The organism is Pelagibius sp., assembly GCF_965227505.1.
GTDB lineage: Bacteria > Pseudomonadota > Alphaproteobacteria > Kiloniellales > Kiloniellaceae > Pelagibius.
Window position 1 is genome coordinate 2,021,445 of sequence record NZ_OZ245757.1, and the last position, 24,348, is coordinate 2,045,792.

Here is a 24,348-nt window from a genome sequence, read left to right on the forward strand (position 1 = left end):
TCACTCCGCCAGGTGGACTTCGATGCGCTCGCCGACCACCCGCACGCCCTGTGGCTGAAGCTGCACTTCCGGCGCCGTCAGGCACTCGCCGCTTTCCAGCGAGTACTGGAAGGCATGATAGGGGCAGGTGATGAGGCCATCGGCGATCTCGCCGCCGTCCAGCGGCATGCCCATATGGGCGCAGGCGTTCTCGAAGCAGGTCACCTTGTCGCCGAAGCGCGAGAGCAGCAGGGAATGACCGGCGACCTCGACCACCTTGGTCGCGCCGTCCGGCAGCTCGGCCAGAGCCACCGCCGCCTGCCAGCCGTCGGTCTGCTGCGCGGCAAAGGGCGAGGTGAAGTGCACCGCCTCGGCGCCACCACCGCCCAGGCCCTTGGCTTGCTTGACCTCGGTGATCTCCGGCACATTGTCCTGGATGGCTTTCTTCACCCCGGCATAGAAGGTCAGCATGGAGGCCGGACAGCCGTCGCAGGCGCCGAGGAACCGCACCTCGGCCAAGGGCGGCTCGACCCGCACCAGTTCGACATCGCCGCCATGGCCGGCAAGGGTCGGGCGGATGGTGTCGAGGGCGGCGTCGACCCGCTCGAACAGCGACGGCTTCAGAATCCCGTGACGCCGCAGCACGGCATAGACGACCTCGTCGGCAGCCGCCCTGCGCAGCGCCGCCGCCATGCCGGGGGCCGCTTTCAGGGAGCGGATGAGCCGGCGGAAGGCTTCGGCATTCAGCTCGTCGATGGCCCGCGACCGGGCCAGCGCGGCATTGCGGTGGGCCTCCGGCCAGTCTGCGGCCAGCGCCTCCAGCGCCGCGATGTCCTGGAGCATGGCTTCCAGGCTGCGCTCGGCGCCTTCCGAAGTGTTTTGTTCGGCGGTCCGGGCCATGGCCTCTTACGCGTACTTCAGGTCTTTGAAGAGGATCGGCTGCAGCACCCCGGAGACCGCGCCCCCGGCGACGGCCGCCACCCACATGGGCGCGAAGAGACCGACCACCACCACCACCGCGGCACCGCTGCCGGCGCCGATGGCGATCTGGCGCATGACCTTCGCATTGTCCTTGAACAGCTTGCCGGCGAGGAGAAGCTTCGCGGAATCGATTGCCGTGCTCAGCATGGTCCCCTCCTCACAGCAGCAGCAGAATGATCAGGCCCAGCAGCACGCCGACCGAGCCTGATAGGAACCCGTAGAGCGAGCCCATGTAGGCGGCGAGTTCGTTGCCGATCGCCTCGCCGCCGATGCGCACGCCGGAAAGGGCGCCCGCCACCATGGCCGCCGCGATGCCGGAGACCAGCGAAACGATGAGAAATGCAATCACCATGTCTTATCCTCTTGTCTGAATGGGCCTCTTGTCCGAATGGGCCTCTGGTTCGAGTGGGCTGAACGGAACCGCGCCGGCACCCGGCTAGGCGCCGTTGGCCCGCAGGCTTTCGCGTTCCGTTTCGCCGGCAAGTTCGGCAATGGCAAGCTGCAGGGTCGTCGACTTCTCGCGCTCGCCGAGGTCCTGGAAAATGGTCATGGCCTCGCGGTAGAGCGCGATGGCCGCCGCGCAGTTGCCCGCATTGCCCGCTGCAGGATCGGCCGGATCATCAGGCAGATTGGCCAGGCAGTTGGCCTTGTTGGCGATGGTGTTGGCGTACTCGCCCGGCGCAGTGCGGGCGCTGCGCACCTTCAGGGCCTCGTCGTAAGCCTCCAGCGCGCGCAGGCCGTTCTCGACGCGGTGGCTGGAAGAAACGTACTGCAGGGCGTTGCCGAGGTTGTTCTGCAGCATCGCGTATTCGGACGGATGGTCGATGAGGGTGACGACCGAAAGGCCCTCTTCAAAGGCCTGGACGGCCAGGGCCTCGCGCATCTTGCCGCGCTCGTCGGTGAAGGGAATGGAGAGAAAGGCCGTCGCCAGGTTGTTCTGCAGGATGGCGAACTCCTTGGGAAAGCGCTGACGGTCGAAAGTACGCAGGGCGCGCTGATAGGCGCCGATCGCATCCTGGATGCGCGCCATCTGCGCGCCCGCCAGGTTCTGCAGCGCGAGGCCCAGGTTCATTTCCGCCTCGGCCACCTCTTCCGCCGCGCCCTCGACCCGCAAGGTCTCGAGTGCAGTCTCAAAGGCCTCGCGCGCTTCGACGATGGTCTCCGGCCCCTCTGCCGGAAAGGCCAGCAGCGCCGTGCCCCGGCGCGCGCGGATCCGCGCCGCCAGCAGCGCCCGCTCGGGCGGGCAGAGGTCCAGGGCCAGGGCGTAGAGCTGAAGCGCCGCTTCCAGGTCTTCGGCCGCCTGCGGCTTCTGCTGGAGGCCCATGGCGACCTCCATGAGCATCTCGGCCTTCTCTTCGGGAGTCGCCTCCGCCTCTTCGACAACCCGCAGGGCGGCTTTCACCTGATCTTCCGTGCGGCTGCGTGCGGTCATGCCCCGTTTCCTCCCGGTTTTCTCGGATGGCGCAGCCGGGTCAAGGCCGCAAAACCATCTTTTCAGATAGTAAAGCTGCCTTGCAAATAACTGTCTACTTCTTTTTTGGTTTGCAAACTTAGTTTGCAGTTTCCATCGACGGCAGGTCGACGACCAAGGCGCCGTGATGCGCCGACCAGCGGGCGGCCAGGCCCTCTGCGGCCCAGTCGCCCAGGCCGTTGGCGTGGAAGACATCGGGCGCCGTGGCAACCCGGTCGCCAGCGGCATTGCGGACCTTCAGCAGGCAGCCCCCGGCGGCCATGCGGTGGACCGGCAGCACCTGCAGCCCGCCCTCGCGGATCAGGACGATGACCGCATCGATGCCGGGGAAGTAACGCTCGACGACCGCCGCCGAGAGATAGACGGTACCGGCACGGACATCGACGGTGGCGGCCATGGCCGGCGTCACCCCGCTTCCAGGGCACCGGCGAGCCGGGCGATCTGTCCGGCAACGCGGCGCGCCGCCGCCTCGACCGCGGGGCTGAGGTCCAGACCAAGGTCCAGGCGCTCCGCCTCCACCAGGAAGACCGTCACCTCGGACGGGAAGGCCTCGCCGTAGATCCTGCGCCCGGCATAGAGCGCATGATCCCAGCGGAAGTCGTGCAGGTTCAGGCTTTGCGGCGGCGGCGCCATCAGCGCGTCGCCGGGCACCTCATAGACCGCACCAGGCGCCGCCTCCGGCGCCCGCGCGTCGACGATGATCAGCCGCTTGGCACCCCGGGCGCTGTACATCACGCCCATGCCGTCGGTGCCCGCATCCAAGACCGCCACCCCGCGCGGCAGCGCCGCCTCCCGCAACAGCGCGATCACCCTGGGGCCGACGCCGTCGTCACTGCGGTTGGCATTGCCGCAGCCGATCACCGCCAGCTCGAACGCTGGCTTTTCGGGCAGAGCTTCCGGGGACAGGCTCATATCCGCCACAGCCGGCAGGACCACTGCGGCTCCACCGGGATCATCAGCTCCGGCAGTTCGCAGAAACGCCGGTGCACCAGGTAGTACATGCAGGTCTCGCAGGGCTGCTCGATCTCGTCAGCCTCGACCGTGTGGTCGGTCACACCGGCAATGATGAGCTTGGCGTCGAGGTCCCCCAGCGCCGCGCGCTGCAGGCGGGCGACGATCTCGTTCACCATCTCCGAGGTCTCCGCCCGCGGCCAGGCTTCGGTTTCGAGACCCGCTTTCAGCCGCGCCGCGATCTCGGCCCGCTGGCGCTCCTCATCGGCGGCATCGACCGGCGGCGCGGATGCGGTTTCGCTCATCACGGCCTCCTCAGGTCTGCCAGGATCAGATCCGCCACAGCCGGCACCACCAGTCGGGCTCGGCGGGCAGGCTGAGCTCCGGCAGGTCGCACCAGCGCTTGTGGACGAGGTAGTACATGCACTCCTGGCAGCGCATTTCCTCTTCGCCGTAGGGCTTCAGCAGCCAGCCGCTGATCACCAGCTTTTCGCGCAGCTGGTCGGCGCTCAGCGGCCGCAGCTCGTCGAGAAGGGCCGCGAACTCCTTGTCGGTCTCCGGAAAGGGCTCGACCATGGTCTTCAGCCCTTCGTTCATCTGATCCTCGATCATCCGCAACAGGGTGGCGTGATCGGCTTCGCCCGGCGCGACGCCGTAGCGTGCGATATAGGCCTCCCGTTCGGCGGTCTCCTGATCCCTCGTGGCAGCCTGCGTCATCCGCCCCTTCCCCAGTTTGCCATTTTTTATCGTTGTTTCTTGTTATCGTTATTGTTGACGGAAAGGGGGTGGCAGGCCACCCCCCAATCGCCGTCTTGGGCTTAGGCAGTGCGGAAGCGTGCCAGTTCGTCTCCTGTTTTGGCATCGTGGGCGTGCACCGTGCAGACTAGGCAGGAGTCGTAGGACCGGCAGACATGGCCGACCTCCACCGGATCCGCCGAACTCTTGATCGGCGTGCCGATCAGCGCCTCTTCGATCGGTCCACGCTCGCCGTCCGAGGCACGGGGCCCGACGTTCCAGGTGGTCGGGGCGATGATCTGGTAGTTCCGGATCTTGCCGTCGCGCACGTCGATCCAGTGACAGAGCGCGCCGCGGATCGCCTCGGTGGCGCCCCAGCCCTGACCATCCTTCTCGGTCGGCTTGATGTACCACTCGTCGTTCAACTTGAACTCGCGCAGGATGCGTTCGGCCTCCCGGTAGAGCTTGCAGAGCTCGTGCATGCGCGCGAAGTGCCGCAGCTGGATCGAGGCCCCGCCCATCTTGCGGTACATGTCGAGGATCAGCGGATCGCTGTGCTGCCAATCCTCGCCATGGGACCCGCCGGCGATGAGCTGGCGGGCCAGGGGTCCGGCCTCCAGGCGGCCGTTCTCGGCATGGCGCACCGCCGTGCACCAGGAGTACTTGCCCTCCGGGTCCACCGGGTTCTTGCCGACGGGATTGGTCACCCGGTCGAAGGGATGGGTCTCGCCCGTCTCGTCGTACCAGGCATGGGTCATGTCCTCGCGGGCATGGATCTGGTCCATCGATTTGAAGCTGTCGCTGGCGCCGTCGTAGACGCCCGACTTCATGATGACAGCCCCGTTCCGCCCCTCGATGGTCGGGTTCTGGTACCTGTCCTCATGCGGCAGGTAGCCCCAGGAGATGAACTTGCCGTGCCCCTTGCCATAGTTCTGCAGGCCGATCTCCATCCCCATCCGCCAATAGAGGCCGAGGTCGGAGTTGGCATGTTCCGGGCGCTCGTCCAGCCAGGCCATGAAGTCGTCGTAAGACTTGATTTCCTCGTAGCGCTCCATGGAGCAGCCGAACCACAGCGGCTCGATCCAGTTGCGCCGGAAGTGCTCCAGGATCGACCAGGCGCGGGTGACGTCGGTCAGCGTCGGCGAGCACATCACGCCGCCCGGCACCATGTAGGACGAGTGCGGCCACTGGCCGCCCATCAGCGCATAGATCTCCACCGGCCGGCCGGAAATCGTCACGCCCGCCTCGTAGGAGGTTCCGGTGAAGGGCGAGTAGCGTTTCACCGCCTCTTCGAAGAATTGGCTTGAGGCATAGTTCTTATTGGTGAAGTCGATCATGAAGAGGCCGTAATGGTGGCGCGGCAGCGACTGGAGCGATTCAACCAACTGGCCGAGGTTGCGCGCCAGGATGGCGTTGCGCGGCACCGTGGTGCCCCAGGCGGTATCAAGCGCCCAGGCCGCACAGGTGAGGTGCGAGGCGCCGCAGATGCCGCAGGCGCGCGGCGTGACGACCAGGCCCGCCTGCGGGTCCTTGTCGCGCAGAATCACCTCGAAACCGCGGAACAGCTCCGCATGGGTCCAGGCGTTGGTGACGACGCCGTTTTCGATGTCGACGCGGACATCCAGGTCGCCTTCGACCCGCCCGACCGGCGAGATATCCAGGGTTTGAACGGCTGCAGACATAGTAAGTCCTCCCAGATGTCGTTCTTCAGACGACGAAGATGTCTTCTTCGGCCCAGGCCGGGGCGGCGCCCTTCGCTGCGGCAGTGAGTTTCACGTAGCCCTTCTTGTCGACGCCGGCGGGCAGGTCCTTGGGCACGCCCATGACCGTCTGGGTCTTGAAGACCGTGCCGGGGGCAAGATCGAAGAAGGGGAACTCCGGTTCGGTGCAGCCGAGGCAGGGCATGCCCGCCCGGGTCTTGGACGACACCCGGTTCCAGAGAATGCGGTTGCAGGGGCTGTGGGTCATCGGGCCGCGGCAGCCGAGGTCATAGAACAGGCAGCCCTTGCGCTGGCCGAAAGCGGTGGCCGAGACCTTGTAGGCAAAGTGCATGTTCCGGGTGCAGCCGGTCTGGGTGAAGCTGGAGAAGAAGGTCTTGGGCCGCTGGAACTCGTCGAGCGAGAGGTCGCCGGCGCGCCCGGTGGCGACGGCAACCAGGATCTGCGTGACCCAGTCGGGATGGGCCGGGCAGCCGGGAATATTGATGACCGGCAGGCCGGCCTTGGAGGTGAAGCCGGCCCCAAGAGCGCCGCCGTGTTCGCGTTTGAGGAACTGCAGGCCCTGGCTTTCGGAGGGGTTCGGCGCGGTGGCCGGAATACCGCCCCAGGTCGCGCAGTCGCCGATGGCGACGACGAACTGGGCGGCGGCGGAAAGCTCCTTCACCCATTCCTTCATCGCGCGGCCGCAGAAGCGGTTCCACTCGCCGGTGCCGTCCGGGGCGTTCACCACCGTGCCTTCGAAGACGAAGATGTCGAGCTGGATTTCGCCGGAGATGCACTTCTCCAGGATGGCCTTCACATCGTCGCCGAGTTCCAGACCCAGCGAGGGCTGCCAGAGAACGTTGATGCCGAAGTCGGTCACCAGGTCACAGGCGCTGGGTTCCTCGGCGTTGAGAAACGACATGGTATTGCCGGAACAGGCCCCGCCCTGGAGCCACAACAGATTGGCCATTCTTCTCCTCCCGTGCTTCGCCGTACCGCCGGACGCCGACCTTTGCGCGCGGCGTTTTTTCACTGCGGGCCGTCGCAGACCCTTAAGGCTTGGTTAAGCAAGGGATATGCCAAGCTGTTCTTCGCGATGCTTTGCGCGAGAAATCAAACCGCTACCGCGGCGCATCAACAAGCGGGCGCTGATGCATCGCGGGCAAGTGCAAAGAAACTTTGCTGGCAGCGCTGAAAAGCTGCTTTGCAGTCGGGATGGTCTTTTTTGGCTGCGCGGCGCTTCAGGAGTCAGCCGTGGCGGTTGCCGCAGACCGGGCATTCGGACTCGAGGAAGTAGCTCCACCAGATCCCCTTGCAGCGGCTGCACCAGTGGCCCTTGGCGCTGCGGCCGCTGCCGTCGATCTGCCGCGACAGCGGTGTAAGGCCCAGGTCCCTCGCCGGCTCGCTCCCGCCCGGACGCAGGCGGGAGAAGGGAAAGCGCACGACACGTGGATCATCCTCGCTCACCGGCTGCCCCCCTTCTCACCCAGCCTTCAGGCGTTCTGCAGACCGTAGCGCTTGATCTTGTTGGCGAGACCGACTCGCGACAGCCCCAGTTCATCGGCCGCGCGGCTCTGATTCCAGTGATGGCGCTGCAGCGAAGCGGTGACCGCCCGCTTCTCCAGCGTCTCGACCATCTGTTTCAGGCTGCTGCCGTCGGCGGGCAGGTCGAAGGCGTCGTCCCTGCGCACCGTCACCCGGTCGAACACCGGCGAGAGGTGGCGGGCGGCGATGTAGCCACCCTGCTCGGCGACGGCCACCATGCGCCGGATCTCCGTCTCGAGCTCCCGCACGTTGCCGGGAAAAGCGTAGGCCTCGAGCTTGGCGAGCACGTCCTTGGTGACGCCGACAACGCGGCGCCCGACGACGCCGGCATACTTCTCGACAAAGAACTCGGTGAGCACCGGGATATCCTCCGGCCGTTCGCGCAGCGCCGGAATGTGCAGCTCGAATCCCTTCAGCCGGTAATAGAGATCGCGGCGGAACTCCCCCTTCTCCACCAGCTTCTCCAAGGGCCGATTGCTGGCCGCGATAACCCGCACGTCGGCATGGTAGAGGCGGTCGGCGCCCAGCGGCTTGACCTCTCCCTCCTGGAGAAAGCGCAGCAGGCTGACCTGAAAGCTCGGCGAGATTTCGGAAATCTCGTCCAGGAAGATCGTACCGCCGTCGGCGGCCCGGAACAGACCGAGACGGTCCGAAACGGCGCCGGTAAAGGCGCCGCGCAGATGACCGAAGAGCTCGGAGTGCAGGGTGTCGTCGGACATGCCGCCGCAGTTCTGCACATGCATCGGCGAGTTCATACGCTTGGAATTGAAATGGATGGCCCGGGCCAGCAGTTCCTTGCCGGTGCCGGTCTCGCCCTGGATCAGCACCGGCAGTTCAGTCTGGGCGGCCTGCCTGGCCTCGGCGCAGAGCTCGGCCATTTTCGCGCTGACGTAAACCAGCTTCTCGAACTGGGACCAGCCGCCCTTCACGGAGAACTCCTCGCGCTGCGCGAAGATGTCGTCGTCCATGGAGATCTTCAGTTCGCGCGACAGCACGCGGTGGCGGCGGGACAGCTCGCTGAGTTCCAGCGCCCGCTTGGCCAGGAGGCGAATGAGGTCACGCGGCACCGGCTTCATGACATAGAGATAGCTGGCCGCACGCCGGGCAATCCCGGCACAGCGCTCCGCCGCCGCGGTGGAGCCGAACAGCAGGCGCGCCACGTGAGGATGGGAGATCCGCGCGCTGACCAGCACATTGGCGGACTCGTCGCCGATCAGATCGGCGTCGCAAATGATCAGGTGCGCCTGCAGTTCGTTCAGCCGCGCTGCCGCCTCCTGTTCGCTGCGGCAGTGGATCAGCCGGTAGTCCTGATCCGCGCCCAGGGCCTCCGTCGCCGTCGCAAGAAAATCGGCATCTGCGGAGACCAGGAGAACGGTGTGCTCTGTCTGCACTGCTAAGCTTCTTATCAATATGAAAAGGACGAATGCAGTCTACCCGGTCGACGTTCGAGGTCAAGCCGGTCGGGGCGGGCTACCGCGGCCGCCGTTCACGCCGCCCTATCGCGGGTCGCGTCAGGACCCGGCGGCACCCGTCTTGATCCAGACGGTCTCCGGCGAGGGCGCGAGGCGCGCGTGGAGTGGCAACGCCGCCGCCCCCAGGACCGTGGCATCCCCGGCCAGGCGCGACTTCACCAGCCGTGGCGGGTTGGGCTGGCCGTTGAACCAGCCCTCCAGGTGCCAGCGGGTTCTGGTCAGAAGTTCGTCGAGGAGGATGTCCGGCAGTCGCCCGCCGAGGACGATGGCGTCCGGATCGAGCAGGAACTGCACCGAGGTCAGGGCGAAGCCCAGGGCTTCCGCCCCCTCGTCCAGCCAGTTGAGCAGTTCCGGTTCGCCCCGCCGGAACAGCGCCGTCAGGGACTCCGGGCCCTCGACGGACAGGCCCGCGGCCTGCAGGCGGCGCATCAGGTTGTACATCGAGACAACGTGGGTCAGCCGCCCGCCGGCGGAAAACTCCTTGGTTCCGGTGGGAAGCGGCAGGCGGCTCGCCTCGGCGACGTTGCGCGAGGCGCCGCGAAAGGGCTGGCCGTTGACGATCAGCCCGCCGCCGACCCCGGCGCCGATGTAGAGCAGGAAAAACGACTTCCACCCGTGCCCGGCGCCATAGAGCAACTCGCCCAGGGCCGCGGCGTTGCCGTCGTTTTCGACCCAGGTTTCCAGCCCCGTCACCTCCGACAGCAGCGCGCGGACGTCCAGTCCGTGCCAGGCGGAGAAGTTGGTGGGCGCGTGGATTCCGGCCTCGCCGCGCCGGAAACGGCCCGGGAAGGCGACGCCCATCCCCAGAATCCGATCCCGCAGCACCCCGAGGGGTGCCACCAGGCGATCGAGTTCCCCGCCCACCAGGTCGCGCGCCTGATCCGGGGTCGGATAATCCAGCTTGCGTGTCAGGCGCTGGCGCACTGTGCCGGTCAGGTCCACCAGCGCCATGGTCATGCTGTCGCGGTCCAGGTTCAGCCCGACGGCGCAGCCGCCGTCCGGATCGACCTCGATCTCCACGGCCGGCTGGCCGCGAAACCCCTTGCGCCGCTCGCCGAGGCGGATGAGCCCCTGTTCGCGCAGGGCAGCGGTAATGGAGGAGATGGTCTGGGCCGTGAGGCCGGTCATGCGCGCCAGTTCGGCCCGTGTCGTGGGCCCATGCTGGCGCACCGCGTTGAAGATGACCCGCCGGTTGTAGTCCTTCGCCTGTTCGAGATTGGTGCCGACGTTCACGAAACAGGCATCCCAGTGCAACAAGTCCTTGATAAAGCGATCAAGAATCGAAGGCAGAAATCTAGTGGAAGGCCTACGGGCGATCAAGTATATTAATTAATTCAAAATGAAATAATAAAAGGTTCATACGCAGGGATGCCTTCACCCGTAGAGTGACCTCATGGAGAGGTAAATGACCGTTGCTGCCCTCGGCTGCCGCATCAGGCGCCGTGCGGCGGAGGCCGGGCATCCCTCGAGCCATTCTGTGCCGCAGGAACGACCCACGAGAGGGGGGTGTGAAGGATGAAACTCATCAAGTCGACCAAGATCGCGTTGCTTGCCGCCGCCGTGGCACTGCCGACGGGCTTCACCGCCGTCGAGGCCATGGCCGAAGAGGTCACCATCAAGCTGTGGTCCCGCGCCGACCGCTCCGGGCCGATGCGCGCGGGCAACATCGTCGGGGCCGCCCAGACCCTGAACAACATGCTGGCCGCCGCCGGCAGCGACATCAAGGTGACCGTCGAGGTTCACGAGAACAACGCCAAGGGCTTCGACGCCGACGCCCTGGACGTGATGAAAGCCTTCGCCGCCGACAAGGGCCCGGACATCTACGTCGCAGCGCACGAATGGATCGGCGCTTTCGTGGAGGCCGGCTATGCGATGAACATGGAACAGCACATCGCGGCCAACCCGGATTTCTACAGCGACATGATCCCGGTGCTCTGGGAATCGGTGACCTACAAGGGCCAGCGCTACGGCATCCCGCAGGACTCCGAGATCCGCATGTTCTTCTACAACAAGGAGATGCTGCGCAAGATCGGCAAGTCGGAAGACTTCATCGAAGGCCTGCCGGCCGCCGTCGAGGAGGGCCAGTTCACCCTCTACGATCTGGCTGATCTGGCCGCCGAAGTGGTTGAGAAGGGCGCCGCCAAGTACGGCTTCGTGCACCGCCCCAATGTCGGTCCCGACTTTCAGATGCTGATGGCCTCCTTCGGCATCGAGCTTTCGGACCCTGCCTCCGGCAAGCTGAAGATGGACGAGGCCAAGCTCGCCAACTTCTTCACCTGGCTGAAGTACGCCGTCGACAAGGGCGCCCTGCCGGAGAACATGACCTCCTGGTCATGGGATTCCGTGCACCAGGCCTTCCGCGGGCGCGAGAGCTTCATGAAGTTCCACGGCATCTGGAATGTGCCGCATCAGCTCAAGATCATGAACCTGACCGAGGAAACCTACTTCACCGAGCTGGGCTGGCTGCACAGCCCGGCAGAGAAGCAGGGCGGACGGCCCGCCAACCTCTCGCATCCGATCATCTACGTGGTCAGCGAAGAATCGGAGCACAAGGAACTGGCGGCCATGCTGGTGGCGCTGGCCTCCCAGCACGTGCCCAACACCAAGCATGCGGTCTCCAGCGGCCACACGCCGATCAAGTTCGGCCAGGCCGCCATGCCCGAGTTCGTCGAGGACGGTTGGGCGCTCCGCGCCGGCGCGCGGTTGCTGCCCTATGCGACCTTCATGCCCAACCACGAGAAGATCGGCCCCTACAACGCGATCGTCTACAAGGGCATCCAGGGGGTCGAGACCGGCCGGATCTCGCCCGAGGACGGCGCGGCCTTCGTGGTCGAGGAACTGCAGGCCGAACTCGGCGACGACGTGATCATCGTCGGCGGAAGCTGACGGGCGGTTTCAGGACTGCGCACCGGCCGCGGGTTCTCCCGGCCGGTGCGATCCGCCCCGTCGTTTCGTCCTCCAGCAATGGCCAGCTTCGCACCCGCCCCCGGCTTCGCCGCCTCCCAGCGCGCCCGCCAGACGGCGAACTTCGTCCTCTTCCTCGGGCCCGCGCTGGTTCTTCTCGCGCTCTTTTTTGTCCTGCCGGTGATCGTCGACATTACCATCGCCTTCACCGACATGGGCCAGACCCTGCGCGTTACCGAGTTCACGACCAAGAACTTCGAGCGCATGCTGGGCGGCGACCGGCGGTTGTCGGCAGCGCTGGGGCTGACGCTCATCTACGTGTTCTGCACCCTTGCGGTCTTCAACGTCACCTTCGGCCTGGTGCTGGCGCTCACCACCACCGCCATCCCCGACAGGGTCGGCAGCTTCTTCCGCGCCGTCTGGCTGCTGCCGCGGATGAGCCCCTCGGTGGTCTATGCCCTGCTCTGGGCCTGGGTGGTCGACCCGACCGAGCGCGGCCTGCTCAACCAGTTCATCAACGGCGCTTTCGGCTTCGAAGTCTACGACATGATGAACGATCATCCGCTGATGCTGATCGTGCTGGCCAACGGCTTCATCGGCGCCTCCATGGGGATGATCATCTTCACCTCGGCGATCCGTTCGATCCCCGAGCACCTGTTCTACGCCGCGCGCGCCGACGGTGCGGGCGGACTGCATATCGTCTGGCACGTCATCCTGCCGGCGATCCGCTGGCCGCTGTCCTTCATCACCGTCTACCAGACCCTCTCGCTGCTGGTCAGCTTCGAATACATCTGGCTGATCACCAACGGCGGCCCCTTCTTCGACACCACCGTCTATGCGCTCTACGTCTACCAGCGCGCCTTCGAGAACGGGCAGTACGCCTACGGCGCGGCTCTGGCGCTGGTCCTGGTGGTGATCGGCATCGCCGCAGCGCTTCTGATGTGGCGCTTCATGGACATGAAGCGCCTGCTGCAGCAGCCGCGTATCGAGGTCCAGTGACATGAAGTCCGGTGACATGAGGGTGCAGTGACATGGCGGTGGCGAGCGCACTTTCGCAGACGGACTGGGACGACCTGGCGCGCCGTGCCCGGCGCCGGCGCCGGATCTCCCAGAGCGCTTTGATCGCCTTTCTGGTCGCCACCAGCCTGCCGGTACTGCTGCCCTACTTCTGGATGGTCGCGATCTCCTTCTCCGCCAAGAGCGGCGGCGTCGCCTCGACCATTCTCTGGCAGGCGGTCTCCATCCTGATCCCCGCCGTCATCGCCGTCGCGCTGGTGCGCAGCTTTGCCGCCTCGCCGCGCACCAAGACCTGGGGCAGCCTCGGGATCGCCGCGCTGACCTGCGTCCTGATTGCGGTGCTGGTGGGCCCGCAGCTCCACCTCGACAACTACCGCTTCTTCTGGGTGCGCGACATCGTCGCCGAGCTGCCCTCGCGCCAGGTCTCGACCGGTGTCGGGACGCAGTTTCCCAGCGTCTGGTCGGCCTTCGGCAATTCCCTGATCCTGGCGCTCAGCCAGACGGTCATCGTTTCCACCGTCTCCACCTTCGCAGGCTACTACCTCTCGCGATTCTCCTTTCCCGGCCGCGCCAGCTTCCTGCAGAGCCTTCTGGTGCTGCACGCCTTCCCGGCGATGACCCTGATCATTCCGATCTTCCTGATCATGTACTGGGCGGGTCTGATCGATACCATCTTCGGTGTGCTGCTGGTGATCGTCACCCTGGAGCTGCCGTTCTCCATCTTCATCATGAAGGGCTTCTTCGATGCCGTGCCCTGGGACATCGAGATGAGCGCCATGGCCGACGGCGCCTCGCGCCGCCAGGCCTTCTTCCAGGTGGTGCTGCCGCAGGTGCGGGTCGGGCTGATCGCAATCGCCGTCTTTTCCTTCATCAAGGGCTGGGAGGAATATGTCTTCGTGCGCACCCTGCTCATCGAGAAATCCAACTGGATGATGAGCCTCTATCTGTTCTGGGTCGCCGACGACATCATGGGCGTGGACTACGGCATCGTCGCCGCGGTCGGGGTTTTCTACGTTCTGCCCAGCCTCTTCCTCTATCTTTTCTTCCAGAAGTACCTGACCCAGCTCAACATCGGCGGCGTGAAGGGATAACCGCGCCATGGCACGGATCGAACTCAACAGCATCACCAAGGCCTGGGGCGACGTGGTCGCCGTGGAGCCTACCGATCTGACCATCGACGACGGAGAGTTCGTCGCCATCCTCGGCCCTTCGGGCTGCGGCAAGTCGACGACGCTGTTCATGCTGGCGGGCATCTATGCGCCCAGCGGCGGCGAGATGACCTTCGACGGCCACCTCGTCAACGAGGTCGAGGCCAAGGACCGCAACGTCGGCATCGTCTTCCAGTCCTACGCGCTCTATCCGCATATGACGGTTCGGGACAACATCGGCTTTCCCCTGAAATTCAAGGACATCCCCAAGGACAGGGCGGCGGCGCTGGTCGGGGAAACCGCGCGGCTGGTGCAGGTGGAGGAGCTGCTCGACCGCCGCCCCAGCCAGCTTTCCGGCGGCCAGCAGCAGCGCGTGGCCCTGGCCCGGGCGCTGGTCAAAACCCCGCAGTTGCTCTTGCTGGACGAGCCGCTCTCCAACCTCGATGCGACGCTGCGGCTTTCCATGCGCACCGAGATCCGCGCCCTGCAGCAGCGCACCGCCATCACCACGATCCTGGTCACCCACGACCAGATCGAGGCAACCACCATGGCCGACCGCATCATCTGCATGTCGAAGGGCCGGGTCGAGCAGATCGGCACCCCGGAGGATCTCTACCGCCGCCCTGACAGCCTCTTCGTCGCCTCGTTCATCGGCGCTCCACCGATCAACCTGCTGCCCGGCCGCGCCTCCGGTGGAAGCCTGGCCGTCGGCGAGGCCCAAATGGTCCTGGCAGGGCAGGCGGAAGGCGACGTCGTTCTCGGTCTGCGCCCGGAACATCTCGTTTTCGCCGAGAACGGTCTGCCGGGCCGCATCGAAGGCATCGAGCCCATGGGCCGCGAAGTGCTCTACCGCGTCGACACACCGCTCGGCGAGCTGCGGATGCTCGAAGGCAATGCGGTACCCAGCCACGATGTCGGCACGGCGGTCCACCTGCGGTTCTCGGCGGATGACAGCCTATTGTTTGACGCCGTAAGCGAACGGCGCATTGCGGAGGTCCGCGCAGATTCGCCAGCAAGCCACAACATCATGGATCAGCGCCAGCATGCCTGACGAGGAGCTTGCCTTTTCGCTGGATGACCGGCGCGCCGCCGGGCTCTTGTCCTTCGATTGCGTTTCCGAACTGCGTGGTCCCGACCTCGCCACCCGCAACAGTTATCTCGCGCTGCCGCCGGACCCGCGCGAACACGCGGCGCTCTTCGAGGCCTGGCCGTTGCTGCGCCAGCTCGAGGTGCGGGAGCCGGCAGCCATCAGCCCCCCGACGCAAAGCCTGCGTGTCGTCTCCTGGAACGTTGAGCGGGGCAAGTATGTCGAGGACTCGGGCGAACTGCTGCGCCGCGTGAAGCCCGATGTTTGTCTGCTCACCGAACTCGACCTCGGCATGGCCCGCTCGGGGCAGCGCCACACGCTGCGCGATCTGGCGGACTACCTGGATCAGGGCTACGTCTTTGCGGTCGAGTTCATCGAGATGTCGCTGGGCGACGAACGCGAACGGGTCTGGCACGGCGGCGAGGACAATGCCCGCGGACTGCATGGCGGCGGCCTGCTGTCCCCCCATTCCCTGCGGCGCCCCGCCCTGCTGCGGCTGGAAAGCAGCGGCACCTGGTGGCAGAAGCGCTTCAAGGGAGAGGTGCGGATCGGCGGGCGCATGGCCGTGCTGGCGACGCTGGACCTGGACCGAACGCCGATCACCCTGGCGGCCGTGCACTTCGAAAGTCACTCCGGCCCGGCACATCGCGCGGAGCAGATGGGCATTCTGCTGGACGCCATCGAGGCCTACGCGCCGGGGGCGCCGGTGATCATCGGCGGCGACTTCAACACCAATACCCTGGAGCGGAGCGATCCCGACTACCACAGCCTGCGCCGGCGCCTCGCGGAGGAAACGCCGGGCCGCTTTCTCCGCCCCGAGGCCTTCGAGCCACTCTTCGAGGTGGCGCGCGCCCACGGCTATGACTGGACAGCCTGCAACCTGGAGGCCGCGCCGACAACCCGCACCCGCCCGGACGGAACGCCGGCACCGCCGCACATCAAGATCGACTGGTTTTTCACCCGCGGCCTTGTCGCCACAGAACCCGCCATCGTCGCGGCGGTCGACCGCCAGGGCGATGCGATCTCGGACCACGAAGCCCTTGCCGTTACCGTGAGCCTGCCATGAGAGTCGTCACCTACAACATCCAGTACGGACTGGGCGAGGACGGGCGTTTCGACCTGGCGCGCATCGCCCGCGAGGTCGATGGTGCCGACGTCATCGCCCTGCAGGAGGTGGAGCGCTTCTGGCAGCGATCCGGCATGGTCGACCAGGCGGAAGAGCTGGCCCGCCTCCTCGGCGACTACCACTGGGTCTACGGCGCCAACCTGGATGTCGACGCCAGCTACCGCGCCAACGGCAGTGGACTGGTGAACCGCCGCCGCCAGTTCGGCACCATGATCCTCTCGCGCACGCCGATCCTCTCGTCGCGCAACTTTCCACTGCCGAAGCGCGCGCTGCTGAACCAGCACAGCATTCAGCAAGGCCTTCTGGAAGCCGTCATCGCGCCGGCGGCCGGATCCCCGGTCCGCTTTTACTCCGTGCACCTGAGTCATCTCTGCAGCGCCACACGCCTGCCGCAGATCGACGCCATCCTGGCGATCCTCGAGCGCGCGCCGGCGGAGGGTGGCGCCTGGTGCGGGTCTCATCCAAACCCCGAGGCCGGCTGGACCGAAGGCGGGCCACTGCCCATGCCGCGGGAGATCGTACTGGCCGGCGACCTGAACTTCGAACCCGATTCCGTCGAGTACGACCGCTTCCTCGGCCCCGATGCCGGACGCTACGGCCGCCTGTACAGCCCGGAGGGGCTGGTCGATGCCTGGGACATCGCCGGCAACGGCCGCAGTGACGCCTCGAGCCACCCGAACCATCCGGCCCGCATTGACCACATCTTCGTGTCCGGAAGCCTCGCCGCGCGGGTGCGCCGCTGCTGGATCGACGAAGCGGCCAACGGCTCCGATCACCGGCCCGTCTGGATGGAGCTGGACCTCGTTCCGTAAGCGGCGCCACTTGGCGCGCGCGTTACTGCTCGGAATCGGCCTCCGTCAGAATGTGTTCCATCAGGCCCAGGGCGACCCGGATCAGCACTTCCCGGCGCGCGGCCTCGTCGCGAATGCGCAGAACCGTCGCGCGGGCGCCGACAAAGTCTTTCCCGCGGAGCTGCACTGCGGCAACAGCCCCCAAGGCGAAGGCCTGATGGTCACCATCTGAGATGGTTTCCGCCGTGGCCACCGCCATGTCGGCGTAGCCGGCACGGGCCTGCATGGACGCAACGCCGTGCAGGGCATCGAAGCGATCTTCGGCATCCGGCAGGTCCGAAACGGCGCTCTGCGCCTCGGCCAACAGGCGCCGCGCCGCGTCATGATCGCCGACGGCGGAGAGATGGCTGGCGACCGACTCCAACGCCGGCGCCCGGTGGCGGCCGGATTCAATCCCCCGTGCTGTTGCCAGAGCATCGGCGATCAACGCCGTCGCAACCTGCGCCTCTACCATGCGCAGCAGAACGCCGGCGCGACGCTTTTCATCGGCGTGCTGTCGGGCCGTCGCGACGGCCTCGTGCAGCAGCGCGCGGGCGCGCCCGCTTTCGCCATCTTTGGCAGCCGCCCGCGCGACCAGCATAAGAGCCTCGGCCCGCGTCGCCGCACTGCCGATCCGCGCCGCTACGGCTTTGGCATCTTCGAGTTCACCGGCATTCGCCAGGGTCGCCGTCACCTCGTAGAGACCGTTGTCCCGTACGCCCGCATTGGCGATGCCCGCAACCGTCTTGAACGCCCTTTCGGCGTAGCCTTCTGCAGCCTCGGCAATGGCCAGGCGCACGCGGATCAGATCCCCTTGCCGCTCTTCGGCGACAAGGTCCGCGCTTTCCAGAACGACGTCGAAAGACTCGAGTGCAGCCTCTGCGTCGCCCAACCGGGCATGCGCAGCGGCGATGTGAATGAAGCCGCGCGCAGACTGCTCCGGGTCGCCGATCAGAATGGCATCGGCAAAGGCGCTGACGGGAAATCCGGCTCCTGTCTTGCCAACAACAACCGTCAGCAAGGCTGAATCAAGCTGCGCGGGATCGTCGATCCCCTGGGCAAGTGCAGAGGCTTCCGTCAGGATCGCAAGGGTCCGGTCCCGATTCCCGTCCGCCAGCACAAGCTCGGCCATCCGCCCGAGCGCAGCGACCCTGGCTTCCTCGTCTTCGATGCGTCTGACCGCGGCCAGAGCCGCCTCTACCTCGCCGGCTCTCACCCGCAAGACTGCAAGGTCCGAGATGACCGCGGCACGAAGGCCGGGCCGCTTGATGCCGCCGATGATCGTAAAGGCGCCCTGCAGATCGTCGTTCCCGGCCCGGCCGTGGGCGATGTCCGCCAAGGCGTAGTCCCGGGCGTAGTCGGCCCCGATGGTCTCTGCGGTCGCCAGGGCGGCACCCAGGTTGCCGAGACTGGCCTGGGAAGCGGCAATCGAGCGCAGTACGTCGTCCCGGAGGTTCGGATTTTCGATTCTGCGGACCGTCGCCAAGGCCCCTTCAACGTCACGCCGGTCCACCTGCTCCCAGGCAATAAAGCGCAGTGCCTTGGCGCGCTCATTGTTATCTAGGATCGCCGCGGCGGCATCGAGCGCAGCGGTCATCTCGCCGAAATCGGCCAGCGCCATGGCCAGCTGGCCCTGGACCCAGAGCCTGCGCCTCCCATCTTCGATCTCGCGCACCGAAGCCTCCACCAGACTGCGCAGTGTCTCGATGCAATGCCGCTCCGGTTGCAGAAAGCAGTCGGGCGGCGCACTGCGGCCAGCCGCCGGGCCTGCGCCAAGGCAGATGACAAGCGCAAGCAGAAGAAGGCCCGGCTGCCGAAAGGCCGTTCCGCAGGCCGGGCCCGTCATGGCTGCTCCGGCTCGGCAGCGAAGTGGAGCGCCTCGGCAGTGAAGCTGAGCACTGCCACCTTTGCGGCCGGATCCTCAAGCAGATGGAGTGTCGCCAGGGCCGCCTCTGCGTCACCCGCCTTCGCGCCCGCAACCACGACATCGCCTATGGTGGCGGCGCGCAGGCGTTCATCGGCGATGGACGAGGCAACCGCCAGGGCCCCGCGCAGGTCGCCGCTCCCGGCCTGGAAACGGGCCAGGGTCGTTTGCGCAGAGGCGCGCATCGCGGCGTTCCCGATGTCTTCGACGTTCGTCAGCGCTGCGGCGAAAAACCCGGCCCGCGCCTCGCTTCCGGAGAGATTGAGCAGCAGATTGTCGCGCGCCACCGCTTCCAGCGAGTCCGCCTGCGCGCGGATCTCTTGGAACAGCGCCTCTGCCGTCGCAGCGTCGCCGGCCTGGGCGCGCAGCCCCGCAATGTGGCGCAGCAGGCTCCGGCGAAGGTCGTCGTTCTTGAGCTGCCGGGCCGTTGCAAGGGCTGCCTCCGCCTCACCCGACTGCGCCAGGGTGGTGGCGATGATGTTGAGAGCCGCGTCATTGACCATCGGATCGTCAATGCGTTGCGCGGTCGCGCGGGCCAAATCGACATAACCTGCTTCCGCCTGCGCCGCGACGATGCGGTTCAGGGTCATGTCGGCGGTGCGGGCATCGCCGTTGCAGTCTGCCCCCGCGACCGCTTCGTCAAAGACCGCCCGGGCGGAGTCCTCGGCGCCTTCCGCTGTCAGCATGAGAGCGAGGCCGCGCAAAGCCTCGGCGCGGCTGCAGCCGTCATCCACCAGCCGGATGGTGGAGAGCGCGCCAGCGGTGTCCCCCGCCTGCCCCTGCATTGAGGCGATGCGGGTCAGCGCCCAGTTCTGATGTGCGGCGGCCGCAATGCCGCGCGCCGTCGCAAGCGCCGCCGTAATGTCGCCGGTCCTGGCCTCGGCCACTGCGACGTGCCCCAGCGCGGAGGCCTGCGCGTTGGGCTCGTCCAACAAACCAGCCGTGCTGCGCGCATCTTCGATCGCGCCGCGATCGGCCTGGCTGCGCGCTATGTAGCGGTAAAGGAAGTCGCGTTGCCCCAGGTCGTCGACCGCAGCCGCCGTCGCCAGAGCGGCAGTAAAGTCACCGCCATCGGCCTGCGCCATGCCAACGAGGCGCGAGGCCTCGGCACTGAGCGCAGCGTTGCCCAAGCGCTCGGAAAGTGCCAGGGCCTGTTTCAGGTCGCCGGCGGAAAGCTGGGCAATGACAATCCCGCGCAGCGCCGTCGCGCGCAGTTCAGGCTCAGCAATTGCCTCCGCCTCTGCCAGCGCGCCCTCCATATCGCCGGCGGCGGCCCGCGCTTCGATGATACTGCTTGCGGCGGCCGCCCTTGCTTGACCATCCGTCAGACCCTGCGCCGTCTCGCGGGCGCCGGCCAGATCACCGGCCAGTGCCTGAGCACCCGCGATCTTGGCGATTTCGAAGTCGCGTTGCCCGCCTGCCCTCAGCGCCAACGCGGCGGAGCGGGCGCCTTCGTAGTCTTCGGTCGCGAGCCGCGCGGCAACAACGGTGAGGAGGGCCGCCTCGCGGTTCTCACGGTTTTGGATGGCGGTCGCAAGAGCCTGTGCCTCCGCGAAGAGGACCGCTGTGCAGGCAGGCTGTGGGTCGCTGATGCAGGCCGCCAGCTCTTGCGGGTCGGTCATCACGTCATCGGCCTGCGGAGCCTGCCATGCCAGGAAGGCAGCGAAAGCAAGGGCGGAGACAATCGATCCACCCTGCAAAAGCCTGCGGCTGTCCATGTAAATGCTCCTTTGCTTGCGCTGGGCTGCGGGCCGGGGAACCCCAACGATGCATCATGGGCCGGCACGCCTACTTGGCGGTGGGCGTGAGTGTGGGCGCGAGTGTGGGCGTGGGCACCAACAACAGGGCCGCGGTACCCAGGGCCAGGGCGCGCGACCGGGCGTCCGGCGCAGCCTGGGCCATGGCAACGGCCGCCTCCAGGTTCTCCGCCACGGTGATGCCATGCAGGGCGCGATCCCAGGCAACGGCCCGCTGCTCCGCCGAGGCGATCTCGGCAAGGTTTGCAGTCAGCGCGGCGATGTCGCCGGCAACCGCCAGTTCGGCAATGACACCGGCCACCGCCATGTCGCGGACCTCCTCGCCCTCGGCCGCCCGGGCGGTTTCCAAGGCAGCGGCGTAAAGGCCGGCTTCGGCCTGCTGAAGGGCAAGGGCGTTCAGGTCATGATCCCTTTCATGCCCGCGCGGACTTTCGTCCGCCATCAGCCGAGCCCGGGCGAAGATCGCCTGCGCTTCTTCCCGCCCACCTGCCTTGGCGTGAGCCACCGCGAGCTGCCCCAGAAACTCGGCACGACGCCTTGCATCGGCGATCTCCTCAACAGTGGCGAGGGCCGCACCGAGCGCTCCCGCCGTGATCTGCTGCGTCGACACCTGGCCGAGCGCCGCGTCGCGCTGGTCTTCGATCTCGATGCTCCGGGCAATCGCCAGCGCCGCCTGGCGATCTGCGAACTGAGACTGTGCGCCGGCGATCCGCACCAGGGCCATGGCTTTCCGTTCGGGCTCTTGTACGGACTGCGCGAGGCGGAGTGCCTCCTCAAAGGCCGCCTGGGCGGCAAAGGCATCGGCGCCCTCGCTGGCCGCCACCAAGCCCATGTCGACAAACGCCAAGGCGCGGCGCAGCGGATCCTCGATACGGCCGGCGGCTGCCCAGGCAGCCTCGTTCGCACCTTCCACCGCCAGCCGGCCAGCAACAACAGCGAAAGCCTGGTTGCGCAGCCCGGCATCGTCGATCTTCCCCGCAACCGCCAGAGCCTCATCCGATGCGCCTCTTTCCGCCGCGCCCATTGCGACAAAGGCCAGGGCAAGACTGCGGGACTGCGGGTTGGCGACGCGCCCGGCGGTGGCAAGCGCCTCGTCCGTTGTCGCCAGCTGGGCTTGCCGGGCGGCGATATGGTGCAGAAAGCCGTCGCGCTGCTCGCTTTCTGGAATCATTTCCGCCAGAGCCAGGGCCGTTTCAAAGTCACCGGCATCGGCTATGGAACCGGCGATGGCACCCAGGGCAGCGGCGCGCACCGACGGTTCTTGAATCGAAAGGGCCGTCTCGCGGGCACTCTCGAAATCGCCGGAGGCCGCCTCCGCCATGGCGATAAGGTTCAGCATCCACAAGCGGCTGCCGGTATCCTCGATCTCTCGAAGGGTGGCCTTGGCTGCCCGGAGTGCCACGCCCGCGCCTGCCTCGGACCCCGCCTGCACCAGCGCCGAAATCCGCTGCTGGGGGTTTTCAATCCGCCCGGCGGTTTCCACGGCGCCCTCCGGATCGCCGCCCGCGGACTGCGCCTCGACCAAGCGCGTCAGCCAGAAGTCACGCTGTCCCGGATCATCAAGTCGGAGCAGCACCGCACGCGCCCGATCGTAGGCGCCGATGGCGGCATAACCCTGGGCAATGCTCTGCAGAACGAGGCCGGGCTGACCCTCTTCGCCGACGCCCTCAAGAGCATCCAACGCCTCGGAGAGAAAGGTTTCCGCACAGGCCGGCTGCGGCGCCGCGAAACAAGCGCGCAAGTTCGCCGCCGAGGCCGCGCTTCCCATGTCTGCCGCAAGGACGGCTGCTGTCAGAATCCCAAGAGGGCAGGGTATCCGTCTGTGCTGTGTCATCACTGCTCCTCGAGCTGGCCGGTCCGACGTGGCCGCAACGATGGTGTCGCCCTCACCGTGCAACGAGTTCAATGACGATCATTGCCAGCAGGCGTGCGCGCAGCGCGCCGTCGCCGACTTCGCGAACCGCTGCGGACATGCCGGTGAAATTGCCGCCCTTGGCCAGCGCCATGGCGATGGACCAAAGCGCCTCGTAGCGTGCATTGGGGTCGCCAAGCCCGCGCGCCGTGGCAAAAGCCGCCTGAAGATCGCCATCCTGGGCCTGCAGCCGGGCGACGTAGGCAGCCGCGCGGGCGCGCAGCGCGCCGTCGCCGATACGTTCGAGCTCGGCAAGCCCGGCCTCCGCGAAACCCGATTCCACCTGGCTTTCCGCCAGGTTGCTGCGCAGCCGGTCGGCCATCCAGGCCTCCGACGGGTCTGCGCTCAGTTCCTCGGCCAGCGCACGCACTTCCGAGAAGACCTGCGCCGCCGCTTCTTTCTCGCCAGCCGCAGCGCGCTTCTTTGCAATGTCGACCAAGGTCTGCGCGCGCGTTTCGGGATAGGCGATGCTGCGGGCCGTCACGAGGGCCGCCCGGGGATCACCGTCCTCCAGCTGGCCGTCGGCCACGGCCCTCAGCGCTTCATCGCGTGTGGGACCCTCCGCGATCATGGCGGCCGTCGCCAGCGCAAGATCGGCGTAGCCGCTGGCGGACTGCGACACGATCACCTGGCTGAGCAGAAAGTCCCGCGTGCGCTGGTCCTCAATGCTTCCGGCGACGGCGACAGTCTCCAGGAACAACGCCCGCACGCGCTGCCCGCCGCGCCCGGCCTCTTCCGCTGCGAGCTGGCGCAGCGTATCGGCACGCTCGTCGACTGTTTCGATGCTGCGCGCGGTCTCCAGGGCACGGTCGAGCTGACCGGAATCGGCGAGATCCAAAGCAATGCGCCACCGCGTGCGCGCCCGGGTATGCGGAAACTCGATGCGGCCCGCTGTGTCCAACGCCTCCGCGAAGTCACCGGCCTTGCTCTGCGCCGCCGCGATAAACATCAGCGCCGAGCCGCGCCCGACGGGGCTGCCGATGCGTGCAGCCGTGGCAACGGCCTCCGCAATCGCGCCGGCTTCGGTCTGGGCAATGACAATGAAGCCCATGGTACTGGCACGACGCGGCGCCAGCTCAATGGTATCCGCAGTTCTCAGGGCCGCGTCGAAATCACCGGCCTGCGCCTGCGCCCGGGCGATGTGGTCGCGGACTTCGTCCAACGCCTCTTCGCGGTCTGCCGCAGCGGCACTGGCACGCGCCGCGGCGTAGTCGCCGGCACGCGCCTGGATCATCGCGATGTGCGACAGCAACATCGATCGGGCGCCGGGCCTTTCGACGGCCGCGGCGCTGGCGCGGACCGCCTCGTAAAGGCCCGCCATGGCCTGATGGTTGGCAATATCAAAAAGGGCCGCATCCCGGTGTTCCGGTGTTTCGATGGTCCGGGCGGCAGCGAAGGCTTCGGCGAAGAAGCCGGCTTTGGCCTGCTCGGAGACAACGAGCTGCATGGCAAAGCCGCGGGTGTCGCCGGAACTGATCGTCCTCGCGGTGGCGAGAGCCGTATCGAACGCGCCGGCCTTGGCCTGGGCGAAAGCCACGTCAAGCAGCGCCTGCCCGCGCAGAGCTTCGTCTTCCACCGAGCTTGCGGCGGCAAGAGCGTCAGCCAGCAGCAGTTCCGCGCAGGACGTGTCTGCAGCTTCGGCGCAACCACCCGCTCCCGGCGCGGCAGCGGCAAGGGTTGGGCTGCAGACCGCAAGCATGACCGCGGCGATGGCAACGGCCCGCTGTGTGTACACTCTCATTGCGCGTCCTCTTTGATTTCGGAAGGCATGGCCGGCGGCGCGGCGCGGAAAGGGCGCCGCTGGAAGGA

Annotated in this window: 23 protein-coding genes; 6 read left to right on the forward strand and 17 right to left on the reverse strand. The window is 66.9% G+C overall.

Annotated elements, in window-relative coordinates:
• The 13 genes from ACO06P_RS09480 to ACO06P_RS09540 form a co-directional block, all read right to left on the reverse strand.
• On the reverse strand, window positions 1–879 hold the full coding sequence (locus ACO06P_RS09480) for a NifU family protein (RefSeq protein WP_420349873.1): 879 nt from the start codon (window positions 877–879) through the stop codon (window positions 1–3).
• Between the two features lie 6 nt (window positions 880–885).
• Window positions 886–1,107 (reverse strand): hypothetical protein, encoded by a 222-nt coding sequence (locus tag ACO06P_RS09485; RefSeq protein WP_420349874.1) that lies wholly within the window; start codon window positions 1,105–1,107, stop codon window positions 886–888.
• A 10-nt stretch (window positions 1,108–1,117) separates the two neighbouring features.
• Window positions 1,118–1,312, reverse strand: coding sequence for a hypothetical protein (locus tag ACO06P_RS09490; RefSeq protein ID WP_420349875.1), 195 nt, complete (start codon window positions 1,310–1,312; stop codon window positions 1,118–1,120).
• 84 nt (window positions 1,313–1,396) lie between these two features.
• Complete coding sequence (locus ACO06P_RS09495; RefSeq protein WP_420349876.1) at window positions 1,397–2,392, reverse strand: hypothetical protein; 996 nt, start codon at window positions 2,390–2,392, stop codon at window positions 1,397–1,399.
• A 118-nt stretch (window positions 2,393–2,510) separates the two neighbouring features.
• Window positions 2,511–2,828, reverse strand: a complete 318-nt coding sequence (locus ACO06P_RS09500) for a hypothetical protein (RefSeq protein ID WP_420349877.1) — start codon at window positions 2,826–2,828, stop codon at window positions 2,511–2,513.
• An 8-nt stretch (window positions 2,829–2,836) separates the two neighbouring features.
• Entirely contained in the window at window positions 2,837–3,343 is a 507-nt protein-coding gene (locus ACO06P_RS09505) for a hydrogenase maturation protease (RefSeq protein WP_420349878.1), read from the reverse strand.
• Window positions 3,340–3,687 (reverse strand): hypothetical protein, encoded by a 348-nt coding sequence (locus ACO06P_RS09510; RefSeq protein ID WP_420349879.1) that lies wholly within the window; start codon window positions 3,685–3,687, stop codon window positions 3,340–3,342. Before ACO06P_RS09510 ends, ACO06P_RS09505 begins: the two co-directional genes overlap by 4 nt.
• A 25-nt stretch (window positions 3,688–3,712) precedes the next feature.
• Window positions 3,713–4,099 (reverse strand): hypothetical protein, encoded by a 387-nt coding sequence (locus ACO06P_RS09515; RefSeq protein ID WP_420349880.1) that lies wholly within the window; start codon window positions 4,097–4,099, stop codon window positions 3,713–3,715.
• Between the two features lie 101 nt (window positions 4,100–4,200).
• Window positions 4,201–5,799 carry a nickel-dependent hydrogenase large subunit gene (locus ACO06P_RS09520; RefSeq protein WP_420349881.1) on the reverse strand — a complete coding sequence of 533 codons (1,599 nt, stop codon included), beginning with the start codon at window positions 5,797–5,799 and terminating at the stop codon, window positions 4,201–4,203.
• 25 nt (window positions 5,800–5,824) lie between these two features.
• Window positions 5,825–6,787 (reverse strand): HupU protein, encoded by a 963-nt coding sequence (locus tag ACO06P_RS09525; protein WP_420349882.1) that lies wholly within the window; start codon window positions 6,785–6,787, stop codon window positions 5,825–5,827.
• A 278-nt stretch (window positions 6,788–7,065) separates the two neighbouring features.
• Window positions 7,066–7,284 carry a hypothetical protein gene (locus tag ACO06P_RS09530; protein WP_420349883.1) on the reverse strand — a complete coding sequence of 73 codons (219 nt, stop codon included), beginning with the start codon at window positions 7,282–7,284 and terminating at the stop codon, window positions 7,066–7,068.
• A 26-nt stretch (window positions 7,285–7,310) separates the two neighbouring features.
• A complete protein-coding gene (locus ACO06P_RS09535) occupies window positions 7,311–8,753 on the reverse strand; it encodes a sigma-54 dependent transcriptional regulator (protein WP_420349884.1) in 1,443 nt (480 codons plus the stop codon).
• Between the two features lie 120 nt (window positions 8,754–8,873).
• Window positions 8,874–10,067 (reverse strand): ROK family transcriptional regulator, encoded by a 1,194-nt coding sequence (locus ACO06P_RS09540; RefSeq protein ID WP_420349885.1) that lies wholly within the window; start codon window positions 10,065–10,067, stop codon window positions 8,874–8,876.
• 282 nt (window positions 10,068–10,349) lie between these two features.
• On the opposite strand from ACO06P_RS09540, the gene ACO06P_RS09545 reads away from it, so the two are divergent.
• From ACO06P_RS09545 to ACO06P_RS09570, 6 genes are all read left to right on the forward strand, one after another.
• Window positions 10,350–11,720 carry an ABC transporter substrate-binding protein gene (locus ACO06P_RS09545; protein ID WP_420349886.1) on the forward strand — a complete coding sequence of 457 codons (1,371 nt, stop codon included), beginning with the start codon at window positions 10,350–10,352 and terminating at the stop codon, window positions 11,718–11,720.
• A gap of 78 nt (window positions 11,721–11,798) precedes the next feature.
• Entirely contained in the window at window positions 11,799–12,737 is a 939-nt protein-coding gene (locus tag ACO06P_RS09550; RefSeq protein WP_420349887.1) for a carbohydrate ABC transporter permease, read from the forward strand.
• Between the two features lie 32 nt (window positions 12,738–12,769).
• Window positions 12,770–13,846 carry a carbohydrate ABC transporter permease gene (locus ACO06P_RS09555; RefSeq protein ID WP_420349888.1) on the forward strand — a complete coding sequence of 359 codons (1,077 nt, stop codon included), beginning with the start codon at window positions 12,770–12,772 and terminating at the stop codon, window positions 13,844–13,846.
• Between the two features lie 7 nt (window positions 13,847–13,853).
• A complete protein-coding gene (locus ACO06P_RS09560; protein ID WP_420349889.1) occupies window positions 13,854–14,954 on the forward strand; it encodes an ABC transporter ATP-binding protein in 1,101 nt (366 codons plus the stop codon).
• Entirely contained in the window at window positions 14,947–16,056 is a 1,110-nt protein-coding gene (locus ACO06P_RS09565; RefSeq protein ID WP_420349890.1) for an endonuclease/exonuclease/phosphatase family protein, read from the forward strand. Before ACO06P_RS09560 ends, ACO06P_RS09565 begins: the two co-directional genes overlap by 8 nt.
• Window positions 16,053–16,928: an endonuclease/exonuclease/phosphatase family protein gene (locus ACO06P_RS09570; RefSeq protein ID WP_420349891.1), complete on the forward strand. Its 876-nt coding sequence runs from the start codon at window positions 16,053–16,055 to the stop codon at window positions 16,926–16,928. Before ACO06P_RS09565 ends, ACO06P_RS09570 begins: the two co-directional genes overlap by 4 nt.
• Window positions 16,929–16,950: 22 nt before the next feature.
• Here ACO06P_RS09570 and ACO06P_RS09575 read toward each other — a convergent pair whose 3' ends face one another.
• The 4 genes from ACO06P_RS09575 to ACO06P_RS09590 all read right to left on the reverse strand — a co-directional run bounded on the left by ACO06P_RS09575 (window position 16,951) and on the right by ACO06P_RS09590 (window position 24,280).
• Window positions 16,951–18,792 carry a hypothetical protein gene (locus ACO06P_RS09575; RefSeq protein WP_420349892.1) on the reverse strand — a complete coding sequence of 614 codons (1,842 nt, stop codon included), beginning with the start codon at window positions 18,790–18,792 and terminating at the stop codon, window positions 16,951–16,953.
• Complete coding sequence (locus tag ACO06P_RS09580) at window positions 18,789–20,588, reverse strand: hypothetical protein (RefSeq protein WP_420349893.1); 1,800 nt, start codon at window positions 20,586–20,588, stop codon at window positions 18,789–18,791. Before ACO06P_RS09580 ends, ACO06P_RS09575 begins: the two co-directional genes overlap by 4 nt.
• A gap of 70 nt (window positions 20,589–20,658) precedes the next feature.
• On the reverse strand, window positions 20,659–22,368 hold the full coding sequence (locus tag ACO06P_RS09585) for a hypothetical protein (RefSeq protein ID WP_420349894.1): 1,710 nt from the start codon (window positions 22,366–22,368) through the stop codon (window positions 20,659–20,661).
• 145 nt (window positions 22,369–22,513) lie between these two features.
• Window positions 22,514–24,280 carry a hypothetical protein gene (locus ACO06P_RS09590; protein WP_420349895.1) on the reverse strand — a complete coding sequence of 589 codons (1,767 nt, stop codon included), beginning with the start codon at window positions 24,278–24,280 and terminating at the stop codon, window positions 22,514–22,516.
• Between the last annotated feature and the right edge of the window lie 68 nt (window positions 24,281–24,348).

Bases quoted from the DNA above. Each gene is read 5' to 3' on its own strand.
- ACO06P_RS09480 (WP_420349873.1), bottom strand. From the start codon at position 879: ATGGCCCGGACCGCCGAACAAAACACTTCGGAAGGCGCCGAGCGCAGC.
- ACO06P_RS09485 (WP_420349874.1), bottom strand. From the start codon at position 1,107: ATGCTGAGCACGGCAATCGATTCCGCGAAGCTTCTCCTCGCCGGCAAG.
- ACO06P_RS09490 (WP_420349875.1), bottom strand. From the start codon at position 1,312: ATGGTGATTGCATTTCTCATCGTTTCGCTGGTCTCCGGCATCGCGGCG.
- ACO06P_RS09495 (WP_420349876.1), bottom strand. From the start codon at position 2,392: ATGACCGCACGCAGCCGCACGGAAGATCAGGTGAAAGCCGCCCTGCGG.
- ACO06P_RS09500 (WP_420349877.1), bottom strand. From the start codon at position 2,828: ATGGCCGCCACCGTCGATGTCCGTGCCGGTACCGTCTATCTCTCGGCG.
- ACO06P_RS09505 (WP_420349878.1), bottom strand. From the start codon at position 3,343: ATGAGCCTGTCCCCGGAAGCTCTGCCCGAAAAGCCAGCGTTCGAGCTG.
- ACO06P_RS09510 (WP_420349879.1), bottom strand. From the start codon at position 3,687: ATGAGCGAAACCGCATCCGCGCCGCCGGTCGATGCCGCCGATGAGGAG.
- ACO06P_RS09515 (WP_420349880.1), bottom strand. From the start codon at position 4,099: ATGACGCAGGCTGCCACGAGGGATCAGGAGACCGCCGAACGGGAGGCC.
- ACO06P_RS09520 (WP_420349881.1), bottom strand. From the start codon at position 5,799: ATGTCTGCAGCCGTTCAAACCCTGGATATCTCGCCGGTCGGGCGGGTC.
- ACO06P_RS09525 (WP_420349882.1), bottom strand. From the start codon at position 6,787: ATGGCCAATCTGTTGTGGCTCCAGGGCGGGGCCTGTTCCGGCAATACC.
- ACO06P_RS09545 (WP_420349886.1), top strand. From the start codon at position 10,350: ATGAAACTCATCAAGTCGACCAAGATCGCGTTGCTTGCCGCCGCCGTG.
- ACO06P_RS09550 (WP_420349887.1), top strand. From the start codon at position 11,799: ATGGCCAGCTTCGCACCCGCCCCCGGCTTCGCCGCCTCCCAGCGCGCC.
- ACO06P_RS09555 (WP_420349888.1), top strand. From the start codon at position 12,770: ATGGCGGTGGCGAGCGCACTTTCGCAGACGGACTGGGACGACCTGGCG.
- ACO06P_RS09560 (WP_420349889.1), top strand. From the start codon at position 13,854: ATGGCACGGATCGAACTCAACAGCATCACCAAGGCCTGGGGCGACGTG.
- ACO06P_RS09565 (WP_420349890.1), top strand. From the start codon at position 14,947: ATGCCTGACGAGGAGCTTGCCTTTTCGCTGGATGACCGGCGCGCCGCC.
- ACO06P_RS09570 (WP_420349891.1), top strand. From the start codon at position 16,053: ATGAGAGTCGTCACCTACAACATCCAGTACGGACTGGGCGAGGACGGG.
- ACO06P_RS09575 (WP_420349892.1), bottom strand. From the start codon at position 18,792: ATGACGGGCCCGGCCTGCGGAACGGCCTTTCGGCAGCCGGGCCTTCTT.
- ACO06P_RS09580 (WP_420349893.1), bottom strand. From the start codon at position 20,588: ATGGACAGCCGCAGGCTTTTGCAGGGTGGATCGATTGTCTCCGCCCTT.
- ACO06P_RS09590 (WP_420349895.1), bottom strand. From the start codon at position 24,280: ATGAGAGTGTACACACAGCGGGCCGTTGCCATCGCCGCGGTCATGCTT.